Raw genomic sequence first — 12827 nt, forward strand, 5'->3', positions numbered from 1 at the left:
TTACAAAACCCCTTGCTGAAGCGTTTCAGTTCAGAATTACGATCCTGACATTTCCTGGGGGTTTGTCGCCCTGTATTAATCACGTAAACACAGTGTTATTTTCGGGTTACTGTCAGGCGCCACCTCTGTTGCCCGCCAGTCACAATAACGAATCCGACAACATCACCTCACGGCGTTAGTGGACACCTGTTTATGAAAACCTCACTTTTTAAAAGCCTTTATTTCCAGGTGCTGATGGCGATTGGCATCGGCGTTTTGTTAGGCCATTTTTACCCGGAGCTGGGGACCCAGATGAAGCCGCTGGGCGATGGCTTTGTTAAGTTAATCAAGATGATTATCGCCCCGGTCATCTTCTGTACCGTGGTGACCGGCATCGCCGGTATGGAAAGCATGAAAGCCGTCGGGCGCACCGGCGCTGTCGCGCTGCTCTATTTTGAAATTGTCAGTACCATCGCGCTGATCATTGGTCTGATCGTGGTTAACGTGGTGCAGCCAGGCGCAGGAATGAACGTTGATCCCGCCACCCTGGATGCCAAAGCGGTGGCGGTCTATGCGCAGCAGGCGGAACAGCAGGGCATCGTCGCCTTCCTGCTGGATGTCATCCCTAACAGCGTGATTGGCGCCTTTGCCAGCGGCAACATCCTGCAGGTGCTGCTGTTTGCCATTCTGTTTGGTTTTGCCCTGCATCGTCTGGGTAACACCGGCACGCTGATCTTCAACGTGATTGAGAGCTTCTCGAAAGTCATTTTCGGCATCATCAACATGATCATGCGTCTGGCACCGATAGGGGCCTTCGGCGCGATGGCGTTCACGATCGGTAAATATGGCGTGGGGTCACTGGTGCAGCTCGGCCAGCTGATCGTCTGCTTCTATATCACCTGTGTGCTGTTTGTGGTGATTGTGCTGGGGCTGATTGCGCGTCTGTTTGCCGGATTCAGCATCTTTAAGTTCATCGCCTATATCAAAGAAGAGCTGCTGATTGTGCTGGGCACCTCCTCGTCCGAGTCGGCGCTGCCGCGCATGCTGGATAAGATGGAGAAGCTGGGCTGTAAGAAGTCTGTGGTCGGGCTGGTGATCCCCACCGGTTACTCCTTTAACCTCGACGGCACCTCGATTTATCTGACCATGGCGGCGGTGTTTATCGCCCAGGCGACCAATGCTCACATGGATATTTTCCATCAGATCACGCTGCTGGTGGTACTGCTGCTCTCCTCGAAGGGCGCGGCGGGAGTGACCGGCAGTGGATTCATCGTGCTGGCGGCGACGCTCTCGGCGGTCGGCCATCTGCCGGTGGCGGGTCTGGCGCTGATTCTGGGTATCGACCGCTTTATGTCCGAAGCGCGTGCGCTGACTAACCTGATCGGAAACGGTGTGGCGACCGTGGTGGTGGCGAAATGGGTCGACCAGCTGGATCACAAACAGCTCAATGACACGCTCGCCGGCCGGAATAAAGAGAATAAAGCGTCCGAATCTTCAGTTTAATCATTGAATTTCACTTAAATCCCCTCAAATGCCCGCTGTCGCTTGCCCTGACAGCGGGCATTTGCATAATAAACCCCACTTGTTTTTTTTGACGTTTTTCACTTCGTTGCGCGACATCCTGAACTTCCTGTGGTCAAACACGTTGTTGTTGGATAACAGCGCGATTCGGCGCCAGCCGATTCGTTAATAACAGCGGCACGTCGCGCCAGTGATAACGATATTTGAATTATTTGAGTAGGGGTTCACATGCAGGGCACCAGAATTCGGCTTTTGGTTGGTGGATTAGTGCTGGCAGCAAGCAGCTATGGTCTCCAGGCAGAAACGCTGCAACCGGATCCGGCCTGGCAGGAAGGCAAGCTGGATAACGGATTTAACTGGCAGTTACTGGCCACACCGCAACGCCCCAGTGACCGCATCGAACTGCGGCTGGTGGTCAACACCGGCTCACTGGTGGAGAGTGCGCAACAGACCGGCTTCAGCCATCTGCTGTCGCGTCTGGCCATGGTGCACAACACCGCGCTCGACACCCAGCAGCAGCGCGCGCTATGGCAGCAGGCGATGGATCCTCAGCGCCCCCTGCCGCCCGTCATCGCCTCTTATGATTCCACCCAATATAATCTGAGCCTGCCGAACAACCGCCCTGAGCTGCTGAAAGAAGCGCTGAACTGGCTGGCGGCCACGGCGGGCAATATGGCGATTACCGAACAGGTGGTGAGCACCGCGCTGACGGCCTCCGATCCGGTCGCCACCTGGCCGAAAGATACGCAGGATGTCTGGTGGCGCTACCGCCTGAAAGGCTCGGCGCTGCTGGCGCACGATCCTGCGGCGCAGCCACGCGCCCCGGTTGATTTAACCCAGCTCAACGACTTTTATCATCAGTGGTACACCCCGGATGCGATGACGCTCTACGTGGTCGGCAATGTCGACAGCCGCAACCTCTCTGAGCAGATCAACAAAACCTTCTCGGCACTGACCGGCAAACGCGAAACACCTGCGCCACTGCCCACCCTCTCCCCGCTGCCGCACGAGCCGGTGAATCTGGTCAGCAGCAACATGACGCAGGATCGCCTCTCACTGGTGTGGGATACGCCGTGGCAGCCGATTCGTGACTCGCAGAATCTGCAGCGTTACTGGCAGGGCGATCTGGCCCGTGAAGCGCTGTTCTGGCACGTTCAGCGCGCGCTCAGTGACAGCAAAGCGCAGGGCATACAGGTGGGATTTGACTGCCGCGTGCTCTATCAGCGTGCGCAGTGCTCGATCAATCTTGATGGACGCAACGACAGTCTGGCGCAGAATATGAATCTGGTGGCTCGCGAGCTGGCTAATGTGCGCGATAAAGGCTTACCGCAGGAGGAGTTTGATGCGCTGATGGCGCAGAAGCTGCTGGAGCTGAATAAGCTGTTCACCACTTATGCCCGCACCGACACCGATGTGCTGATGAGTCAGCGGCTGCGCTCCCAGCAGAACGCCGTGGTCGATATTGCGCCTGAGCAGTATCAGAAGCTGCGGCAGGCCTTCCTGGCGGGTCTGACCCGCGAGCAGTTAAACCAGGAGCTGCGCCAGCAGCTGACCCAGGAACTGATGATGGTTCTGATCCAGCCGGAAGGCGAAGCGGAAACCAACGTGAAAAGCCTGCAAAACAGCTGGGATAAAGTGATGGCACCGTCAGCGGCACCGGCGGCCAGCAATGAAGCCACGCCGCCGGACAGCAACGTCAAAGACGTGCCGCCTGCGGCTTAAGATCAGGTCTTTGCCCTGAGCCACTCGGTCACTAACATCGGCCAGCTGGCGAGGGGCAAATCTGCCACACCGCGGATACCGAATCCGTGCCCGCCTTTCTGATAGAAATGCACCTCTGCCGGGACCTTATGCTCCCGCAACGCACTGAAAAACGCCATGCTGTGATTCACCGAGACGGCTTCGTCGTCGGCGGCGTGGATCAACAGCGTTGGCGGCACCAGCGGGTGAACCCGGGTTTCCAGGGAGTAGGCCTCAATCGTTTTCTGATCGGGCCAGGCACCCAGCAGGCGGGTTCGGGCGCCTTCATGGGCAATGCCATCACGCATGCTGATCAGCGGATAGACCAGGATCATCGCATCCGGGCGAGGTGAGAAGTTTTCTGCGCCATCCTGCACCGGATAGAGTTTTTCCGCGAAGCGTGTGCCCAGACTGGCCGCGACGTGGCCACCCGCCGAAAAGCCCATCATCACAATGTACTTTCCATTCAGGCCACGCTGCGCCCGTTCACGCAGCACACGCACGGCGCGCTGTGCATCGGCCAGCGGCGCATCGGGGCCTTCATGATGACCATCATAGGGCAGGCGGTAGGTCATGACCGCCAGGGTATAGCCCATTGAGGTGAAGAAGGTCGCCAGGGCGCTGCCTTCACGGTCGATCATCACACGCTGATAACCTCCGCCTGGCGCGACCAGCAGGGTGATCCCGTTGGATTCGACCGGATGCCAGATCGCCATCTCCGGGCAACGTACGCCGGTGGCAGCGCGATCGTAAGGCTCATACTCTTTTGCCATATCGACGATCTGCGGCTGTGCCCGCGAATCGCTGGCACCTGGCGCATCACCGTGTGGCCAGATATTAATGATTTCTGTGTGCATAAATAGGTCCTGATGCGGAGAATATTTTAGTTGTTTTGTTCACGGCCGGAGAGCACAGCGTCCTGCTGTTGTTGATTAAAAGATGGTCTTTTTTACGGCGAACGTCCATCCGAAAAGGGCCGAATCGGGCAGATTCGGACTATGCCTGGTGGCGCTCAGGTGGTTATAACTGGCTAATTTTATTCAATAAATTATAAGTCTGGTTGAAGGGGATGGCCGGGTCGCCTGTGCGATTAACCACAATTTTTCAGCGTAAGGGAAATGAGTGGCATGGCCCGCTTTACTAGCCGCAATTTACCGGATATCACACTGCGGGCGCTTAAGAGGCGATAATGATTTTATCCCCGCCAGATCCGGGCCTGGAGGCAGGGGAGAAGTACCAGTCTCATTTGAGACTGTTTATGATTCCTGGCGACAGGGCAGTTTCCGGTTGGTTGATACGGTTTAACATATCATCATCCGTTTCTACACAACGGTAAGATGCATGCCATGTCTGAACCCACACTCTCTGCCAGACAGACGTTTACGCGACTGTGGCCCACCATTTCACCCTTCAGGCTGGGCCTGGTGGTCGCCGGGATAGCCCTCATCGTCAACGCCGCCATAGACCCGTTTATGCTGACATTGCTGAAAAGCCTGCTGGACGATGTGATGGGCAGGCGGCATACGGGGATGCTGCTGTGGATGCCGCTGGTGATTATCGGGCTGATCCTGATCCGCGGCGTCAGCGGCTATATCTCCGGTTACTGTATCTCCTGGGTCTCCGGTAAAGTGGTGATGAGCCTGCGCCGTCGTCTCTTCAGCCATATGATGGGGATGCCGGTGGCGTTCTTTGATCAGCAATCAACCGGCACGCTGCTCTCCCGCATCAGCTACGATTGCGAGCAGGTCGCCTCCGCCTCTTCCGGCTCGCTGGTCACGGTGGTGCGTGAAGGTGCCTCTATCCTTGGCCTGTTTGTCATGATGTTTTACTACAGCTGGCAGCTTTCCCTGATCCTGCTGGTGCTGGCGCCCGTGGTGTCGCTGGCGATCCGCATCGTCTCCCGGCGCTTTCGCCGTATCAGCAGGAACATGCAGGACACCATGGGGCAGGTCACCTCCCATGCTGAGCAGATGCTGAAAGGGCATAAAGAGGTGCTGATGTTCGGCGGTCAGCGGGTGGAGACAGAGCGGTTTGGGCAGGTCAGCAACAGGATGCGTCGCCAGGGGATGAAAATGGTGTCGGCCACCGCGTTGTCCGATCCGCTTATCCAGCTGATCGCCTCTTTCGCACTGGCTTTTGTGCTCTATGCGGCCAGTTTTCCGTCGGTAATGACGACGCTGACGGCGGGCACCCTCAGCGCGGTCTTTTCCGCCATGCTGATGCTGATGCGTCCGTTAAAGTCCCTGACCAGCGTCAATGCGCAGTTCCAGCGTGGCATGGCTGCCTGCCAGACACTGTTTGCGATTCTGGATACTGAGCAGGAAAAAGATGAGGGCACCCGCGTTATCGGACGCGCCGCCGGTCATATCGCGTTCCGCAACGTCAGCTTCACCTATCCCGGTTCGGAAACGCCCGCCCTGAACGCAATCAATATTGATATCCCGGCCGGGAAAACGGTCGCCCTGGTAGGCCGTTCCGGCTCAGGTAAATCGACCCTCGCCAGCCTGCTCACGCGTTTTTACGATATCGACAGCGGCGAAATTTTGCTGGATGGGCACGATCTGCGTGACTACACCCTGGCCTCGCTGCGCGAGCAGATGGCGCTGGTCTCTCAGCATGTTCATCTGTTCAATGACACCATTGCCAACAATATCGCCTATGCCCGTCGTGATCTCTTCAGCCGCGCCGCGGTCGAACAGGCGGCGCAGATGGCTCATGCCATGGAGTTCATCAATAAAATGGAGAACGGGCTGGATACGATGATTGGGGAGAATGGGGTGCTGCTGTCGGGTGGACAGCGCCAGCGCATTGCCATTGCCCGCGCCCTGCTGCGCGACAGTCCCGTTCTGATCCTCGACGAAGCGACCTCGGCCCTCGATACCGGCTCAGAACGGGCGATTCAGTCTGCGCTGGAGACGCTGCAGCAGAACCGCACCACGCTGATTATTGCGCACCGGCTCTCAACCATTGAGAAAGCCGATGAGATCCTGCTTATCGAAGAGGGCCGGATCGTTGAGCGCGGCTCGCATCAGCAGTTACTGCAGCAGAATGGCGCTTATGCCCGGCTTTATCAGATGCAGTTCAGTCAGGCATCGCCTCTGCCGGAATAATCGCGCCACGATGCTGAATCACCGTGCTGGCGATCAGATGCCCGCGCTGTGCGGCGGCTTCAGCCGATGCGCCGGTCAGGCGGCGCGCCAGATATCCGGCGCTGAACGAATCGCCCGCGGCCGTCGTATCCACCACCTTCTCCTTCGCCAGCCGGACCGCAGGCACCTCAATCAGCGGCGCATCACCTATGGCGACCAGGCAGGCCTCCGCACCCCGTTTAATCACAATTTCGCTGGCGCCTGCTTCGCGGGTTCGCGCGATAACCTCCTCCAGCGGCTGCTCGCCCCACAGCAGATGTTCATCATCCAGGGTGAGAAAGGCGATATCGGTACAGCTGAGCATGGCGCGATACGCGCTCTGCGCACTGGCCCGATCGGCCCATAAACGCGGGCGATAGTTATTATCGAAAATCACCCTGCCGCCCTCTGCCCGGCAGCGGGCCAGAAGCTGCATCAGTTTTTCCCGGCTGGCAGCGGGCAGAATCGCCAGACTGATGCCGCTGAGGTAAAGATAGTCATAGTGCGCCAGCTGGTCGGCGATCGCCTCTGACTGCAGGCTGTCGAGCCAGTAGCGGGCCGCGGCGTCGCTGCGCCAGTACCAGAAGGTGCGCTCGCCCTCCGCATCGGTTTCAATCACATACAGGCCTGGCATTTTATTATCGAGACGCTGAATCAGGCCGGTGTTGACCTTCTCCTGCTGCCAGGCGGTTATCATCTGATCGCTGAACGAATCCGTTCCCAGCGCCGTGACGTAATCGACCCGTAACTGCTGCTCATCCACCTGGCGGGCGAGATAAACCGCCGTGTTCAGCGTATCGCCGCCAAAACCCCGTTTGATGTTCTCACCCTTTTCCGACAGCTCAATCATGCATTCGCCGATAATGGCAATTTTCTTCTGCGTCATGGTTTGCAACCCGTAGTGAAAGAGTGCTCAGTCTCGCGTCTGGTATGGCAGTCGTCAACGCTTTTAAAACGCTGTTTTGATTTAGCTTAAGGTGCAGGAGAGGGCTAATCTGGCGGATAAGAGGCGCTAATTTCGGCTTTTTTTACCGATTATGCGGGCGACGCAGCTGATAGACTTTCCCTTTTTGTGGCCGGGTCGTTCATCTCTTTACCACAGACACTCACGATAATCGCAGCTGCGTCACCCGTTTTGGGGACATATTATCAACCAGGAAAATACCATGGTGATGGAGAGTATTAGTCAATGGCTGCCGTCTTCGATTGACCCTGATTATCAAACGGAAACCCCGCTCTTCTGGCAACAGTGCCAGCGGCGCTATCGGTTCCAGCCTATCTATCGGGTAACCGGTCGGTTACTCGCCATTGAACTGCTGACCGCCGTTTCTCATCCTGCCCAGCCGGAACGGAATCTGTCACCCGAGGCCTGGTTTGCCGGGCTCGATATCGCCCAGCGCCTCAATGTGATCTATGAGCAGCTGGAACTGCTGACGCAGTGGTCCGCCTTCTTCGAGCGCAACGGTGTGGTCGCGTCGGTCAACATCGATGGCCCCTCGCTGCTCTCTATTCAGCACCGGCCCGCCATTCGTCGCCTGATCGCTCGCCTGCCCTGGATCCGCTTTGAGCTGACAGAGCATCATGCGCTGCCACAGGCGGAGAGAGTCGCTAAGATCCCGGAACTGGGCCCGCTGTGGCTGGATGATTTTGGTTCTGGCATGGCCAATTTCTCCGCGCTGACCGAACTGAAATATGACTACATCAAGCTGTCGCGCGACCTGTTTATTCTGCTGGGCAGTTCTGATGAAGGGCGCAGCCTCTTTTCGATGCTGCTGGCGCTCATCAATCGCTACTGCAACGGCGTGATTGTCGAGGGCGTGGAAACGGAAGAGCAGTGGCAGCAGGTCAGGCATTCCCCGGCCATCGCGGCTCAGGGCTACTACTTTTCGCGGCCTGTCCCGTTTTCTGAACTGAATCATCTGACTCTCCAGCTTCCCTGATGCCGTTGCCCGCCGTCTCGACTATCTTTAACGCAGGCCGTGAAAGAGCAAGGAGAAAGCGACATGTCGCGTACCGGGAAAATCGTCAGTTGGGTTGCAGGCATTCTGGTGTTGTTGATTGTGGTGATTATTGTGGTGATCGCGACATTTGACTGGAACCGTCTGAAGCCCACCATCAATCAGAAAGTCTCAACCGAACTCAATCGTCCTTTTGCCATCCGCGGGGATCTGGGGATCGACTGGGTGCGCCATCGCGACGAGTCGGGCTGGCGGCGCTGGGTGCCGTGGCCGCAGATACACGCCGAAGATATCATGCTGGGTAACCCGCCCGGCATTCCTGATGTCACCATGGTCCATCTGCAACGAGCCGACGCGACGCTGGCACCGCTGTCGCTGCTGCACAAAGAGCTTTTCATCCCGTGGATTAAGCTGCAGCGACCCGATGCGCGCCTGATTCAGACGGCGGATAAAAAGAATAACTGGACGTTCGATCTCGCCGGTAGTGACAAGGATGACAAGGACAGCGCGCCTTCGGCCTGGTCCTTCCGGCTGGATAATATCCTGTTTGATCAGGGGCAAATCCGCTATCGCGATGCGGTTAACCGCGCCGATGTCACGGTACAGGTGAATCCGCTGGGCAAACCGGTGCCCTATGGGCAGATTGCCGGCGGTGACGACCAGCAGAAGGGCGCGGGAGACTTCGTCTTTGGCTGGCAGGCCAGTGGCACCTACAACAATGAAAAGCTCAGCGGTGAAGGCAGGATTGGCGGCATGCTCTCGCTGCGCAGCCAGAACACCCCTTTCCCGGTGCAGGCCGATGTGCGAAACGGCACCACGCGGGTTCAGGTAACCGGGGGCGTGCAGGACCCGATGAACCTGGGCGGACTGAATGTGCGTCTGCGCTTCTCCGGCGATACGCTGGCGAACCTCTATGGCCTGACCGGCGTTCTGCTGCCTGATACTCCGCCTTATGAAACGGACGGCCATCTGATCGCGAAATTCAGCGGCGAAAAGGGCGCGGTCTACCGCTATGAGAAATTTAATGGTCATATCGGCGACAGCGACATTCATGGCTCGCTGATCTACACCCAGGGCAAACCGCGTCCCACCCTCACCGGGGAACTCACCTCTGAGCAACTGCGCATGGCCGATCTGGGGCCGCTGATTGGTGTGAACTCCGGCAAAGGGAGTGAGAAGACCGCCCAGGCCAAAGCCCGGCGCGGTGAGAAATCGAATCAGCCTGCTGACCGTGTACTGCCGCACGACAGGTTTGAAACCAAAAGCTGGGATGTCATGGATGCCGACGTGAAGTTCAGCGGCAAACGTATCGAACACAGCAACTCACTGCCGCTGAGCGATCTCTATACCCACTTACAGCTCAAAAACGGCGATCTGCTGCTGGATCCGCTGCGCTTTGGTATCGCGGGCGGCAATCTCAACAGCACTATCCGGCTGGAGGGCGATCGCTCACCAATGCGTGGCCGGGTTGACCTGCATGCACGCAAGCTGCGTTTGCGTCAGCTGTTCCCGGATGTGCAGGCGATGAAGAACAGCCTGGGTCAGCTCAACGGTGATGCCAGCTTTACCGGCACCGGCAACTCGGTCGCCGACCTGCTGGCGACCAGCAACGGTCAGCTGAAGCTGCTGATGAATGACGGGCTGATCAGCCGCAATCTGATGGAGATCGCCGGACTCAACGTGGGTAACTACGTGGTCGGCAAACTCTTTGGCGACGATCAGGTGCGCATCAACTGCGCGGCCACCGATATCAGACTGCAGAATGGTCTGGCGACGCCGAACCTGTTTGTGTTTGATACCGAGAACGCGATTATCAATGTGTCAGGAAACGCCAACTTCGCCAGTGAGCGACTGGACCTGTCGATCAATCCGGAGAGTAAAGGTGTGCGCATCGTCACGCTGCGCTCCCCGCTCTACGTGCGCGGCACCTTTAAGAATCCGGATGCGGGCGTGAAAGCGGGGCCACTGCTGGCCCGTGGGGCCGCTGCCGTGGCGCTGGGTGCGGTCGTGGGACCGGCAGCGGCGCTGCTGGCACTGATCTCCCCCAGCGACAACGAAGACAACCAGTGCAGCAACGTTCTGCAGCAGATGAAGCAGAAGAAGTAACTAGTTGCGGTAGAGCACTTTGATAATGTGATAACCAAAGCCGGTCTTTACCGGCCCGTAAGGCGTCAGCAGCGGGCAGGTAAAGACCGCTTTATCAAAGGCCGGTACCATCTGCCCCTGCCGGAACTCGCCCAGATCGCCCCCCTTACGGCCGGAAGGACAGGTCGAATGCTTCTTCGCCAGCTGCTGGAAATTGCCGCCCTTCGCCAGTTTCGCCAGAATCTCTTTTGCCAGCGCTTCCTCTTTGACCAGGATGTGTAAAGCCGCCGCGGTTTTCGCCATGTTGGTATCTCGGTTGTGTATAATTGCCGCCCAGTATAAACCCCTTTCTTTTGATTCAATCAGGCGATTTCTTCTATGCGTTTAAACCCCAGCCAACAACGTGCCGTCGAATTTGTTACCGGTCCCTGTCTGGTACTGGCGGGCGCGGGATCGGGCAAAACCCGCGTAATTACCAATAAAATCGCCCATCTGATTCGTGAGTGCGGCTATCAGGCGCGACACATCGCTGCGGTGACCTTCACCAATAAAGCCTCGCGCGAAATGAAAGAGCGTGTGGCGCAGACGCTGGGTCGCAAAGAGGCGCGCGGGCTGCTGATCTCCACCTTCCACACGCTGGGCCTGGAGATCATCAAGCGTGAAACGGCGGCGCTGGGCATGAAGTCTAACTTCTCGCTGTTCGACGATCAGGATCAGCTCGCCCTGCTGAAAGAGCTGACCAGAGAGTGGCTGGAGGAGGATAAGACGCTGTTGCAGCAGCTCATCTCCACCATCTCAAACTGGAAAAATGACCTGATCGATCCGCAGGGCGCGGCCGCGCAGGCGCGTTCACAGCAGGAGAATATTTTTGCCCACTGCTATGGCCTCTACAGTCAGCATCTCAAATCGTGCAACGTCCTCGATTTTGACGATTTAATCCTGCTGCCGACGCTGCTGCTGCAGCGTAATCAGGAGGTGCGCGAACGCTGGCAGCAGCGTATCCGCTATCTGCTGGTGGATGAGTACCAGGATACCAACACCAGCCAGTATGAGCTGGTTAAACTGCTGGTTGGCGCGCGGGCGCGCTTCACGGTGGTGGGTGATGATGACCAGTCGATCTACTCCTGGCGCGGCGCGCGGCCTCAGAATCTGGTGCTGTTGAGTCAGGACTTTCCGGCGCTGGAGGTGGTGAAGCTGGAGCAGAACTACCGCTCCTCGCAGCGCATTCTGAAAGCGGCGAACATCCTGATTGCCAACAATCCGCACGTCTTTGAAAAGCGGCTCTTCTCCGAACTGGGGCAGGGCAGCGAACTCAAAGTGGTGACCGCCAACAGCGAAGAGCATGAAGCGGAGCGGGTCACCGGCGAACTGATTGCGCATCACTTTATCAACAAAACGCAGTACAAAGATTACGCGATCCTCTACCGGGGTAACCATCAGTCACGCACCTTTGAAAAGTTTCTGATGCAGAACCGCATTCCCTATCGCATCTCTGGCGGCACCTCGTTCTTCTCACGGCCGGAGATTAAAGATCTGCTCGCCTATCTGCGCGTGCTGACTAACCCTGAGGATGACAGCGCGTTCCTGCGCATCGTCAACACTCCGCGTCGCGAGATTGGTCCGGCGACGCTGCAGAAGCTCGGTGAATGGGCGAATCTGCGCAGCAAGAGCCTGTTTCATGCCAGTTTTGATGTCGGGCTGGGTCAGACGCTCAACGGACGTGGCCTGGAGCATCTGCAGCGCTTTACTCACTGGCTGAATGAGATCATCCAACTGACCGAACGCGAGCCGGTCAACGCCGTCCGCGATCTGATTCGCGGCATCGATTACGAAAGCTGGCTGTTCGAAACCTCCGGCAGTCCGAAAGCCGCAGAAATGCGGATGAAGAACGTCAACACGCTGTTTCAGTGGATGACCGAAATGCTGGAGGGCAGCGATATCGACGAGCCGATGACGCTGGCCCAGGTGGTCACGCGCTTTACCCTGCGCGACATGATGGAGCGCGGTGAAAGTGATGAAGAGCTGGATCAGGTGCAGCTGATGACGCTGCACGCCTCCAAAGGGCTGGAGTTCCCCTATGTGTTCCTGGTGGGCATGGAGGAGGGGCTGTTGCCGCACCAGAGCAGCATTGATGAGAACAATATCGAAGAGGAGCGTCGTCTGGCCTACGTCGGCATCACGCGGGCACAGAAAGAGCTGACCTTTACCCTCTGCCGTGAACGGCGGCAATATGGTGAGCTGGTGCGACCGGAGCCGAGCCGTTTTCTGCTGGAGCTGCCGCAGGACGATCTGCAGTGGGAGACGGAGCGCAAAGTGGTCAGTGCCGAGGAGCGGATGAAAACCGGGCAGAGCCGGGTTGCCGGTCTGCGGGCGATGCTGGATAAAGCCAGAAAAGGGTAAGCGCGTCGGGCGGAGA

At 57.7% G+C, this 12827-nt stretch carries 9 protein-coding genes; 6 read left to right on the forward strand and 3 right to left on the reverse strand.

What is annotated here, in order from left to right; genetic code table 11:
• Positions 1-192 precede the first annotated feature (192 nt).
• Complete coding sequence (locus tag HFD92_RS17475) at positions 193-1482, forward strand: dicarboxylate/amino acid:cation symporter (protein WP_009088401.1); 1290 nt, start codon at positions 193-195, stop codon at positions 1480-1482.
• A 246-nt stretch (positions 1483-1728) separates the two neighbouring features.
• Positions 1729-3222 (forward strand): pitrilysin family protein, encoded by a 1494-nt coding sequence (locus tag HFD92_RS17480; RefSeq protein WP_009088402.1) that lies wholly within the window; start codon positions 1729-1731, stop codon positions 3220-3222.
• Positions 3223-3224: 2 nt separating this feature from the next.
• Here the strand turns inward: HFD92_RS17480 and HFD92_RS17485 are convergent, their stop codons facing one another.
• A complete protein-coding gene (locus HFD92_RS17485) occupies positions 3225-4097 on the reverse strand; it encodes an alpha/beta hydrolase (RefSeq protein ID WP_009088404.1) in 873 nt (290 codons plus the stop codon).
• 489 nt (positions 4098-4586) lie between these two features.
• Here HFD92_RS17485 and msbA point away from each other — a divergent pair, with 489 nt between their 5' ends.
• Positions 4587-6350 carry a lipid A ABC transporter ATP-binding protein/permease MsbA gene (gene msbA, locus HFD92_RS17490; RefSeq protein WP_370525233.1) on the forward strand — a complete coding sequence of 588 codons (1764 nt, stop codon included), beginning with the start codon at positions 4587-4589 and terminating at the stop codon, positions 6348-6350.
• On the opposite strand, the gene HFD92_RS17495 is transcribed toward msbA, so the two are convergent.
• Positions 6322-7254, reverse strand: a complete 933-nt coding sequence (locus HFD92_RS17495; RefSeq protein WP_167429394.1) for a sugar kinase — start codon at positions 7252-7254, stop codon at positions 6322-6324. The genes msbA and HFD92_RS17495 overlap by 29 nt on opposite strands.
• A gap of 280 nt (positions 7255-7534) precedes the next feature.
• Here HFD92_RS17495 and pdeH point away from each other — a divergent pair, with 280 nt between their 5' ends.
• Together pdeH and HFD92_RS17505 are read left to right on the forward strand one after the other, a co-directional pair.
• Positions 7535-8308: a cyclic-guanylate-specific phosphodiesterase gene (gene pdeH / locus HFD92_RS17500; protein ID WP_009088409.1), complete on the forward strand. Its 774-nt coding sequence runs from the start codon at positions 7535-7537 to the stop codon at positions 8306-8308.
• Between the two features lie 63 nt (positions 8309-8371).
• Positions 8372-10432 (forward strand): AsmA family protein, encoded by a 2061-nt coding sequence (locus tag HFD92_RS17505; RefSeq protein ID WP_167429395.1) that lies wholly within the window; start codon positions 8372-8374, stop codon positions 10430-10432.
• On the opposite strand, the gene ppiC is transcribed toward HFD92_RS17505, so the two are convergent.
• Positions 10433-10714 carry a peptidylprolyl isomerase PpiC gene (gene ppiC / locus HFD92_RS17510; RefSeq protein ID WP_009088412.1) on the reverse strand — a complete coding sequence of 94 codons (282 nt, stop codon included), beginning with the start codon at positions 10712-10714 and terminating at the stop codon, positions 10433-10435. It abuts the gene before it with no gap.
• Between the two features lie 75 nt (positions 10715-10789).
• Here ppiC and rep point away from each other — a divergent pair, with 75 nt between their 5' ends.
• Complete coding sequence (rep, locus tag HFD92_RS17515) at positions 10790-12811, forward strand: DNA helicase Rep (RefSeq protein WP_058958107.1); 2022 nt, start codon at positions 10790-10792, stop codon at positions 12809-12811.
• The last annotated feature ends 16 nt before the right edge of the window (positions 12812-12827 follow it).

It is taken from the genome of Pantoea sp. EKM101V, assembly GCF_011800325.1.
In the GTDB taxonomy this organism is placed as follows: domain Bacteria; phylum Pseudomonadota; class Gammaproteobacteria; order Enterobacterales; family Enterobacteriaceae; genus Pantoea; species Pantoea anthophila.